Raw genomic sequence first — 211 nt, forward strand, 5'->3', positions numbered from 1 at the left:
GGGTGCCCGGGAACTACTCGCTAGCCCCATGGCTCTCCGGGCTCTCGTCGAACTGATCCTCGAGCAAAGTAGGCCCAAACTGGGGCTTGCAGAGATCCTCCCCGTCGAAGAGCGGCGCAGGCAAGCAGTCGAAGAGGTGGCGAGAAACTTTGGCCTTCAGCCCACCGACGTGGACGAAGCCCTCCGGGCCAAACTCATCGCTGTAAGGGAT

1 protein-coding gene is annotated in these 211 nt (G+C 62.1%); it reads right to left on the minus strand.

The features are described 5' to 3' along the window. Positions 1-13 precede the first annotated feature (13 nt). Positions 14-211, minus strand: a 198-nt coding sequence (locus KJQ96_RS39910) for a hypothetical protein (protein ID WP_213291313.1), incomplete at its 5' end; no start/stop codon positions are given.

Source organism: Bradyrhizobium sp. sGM-13 (genome assembly GCF_018398875.1).
Lineage (GTDB): Bacteria > Pseudomonadota > Alphaproteobacteria > Rhizobiales > Xanthobacteraceae > Bradyrhizobium.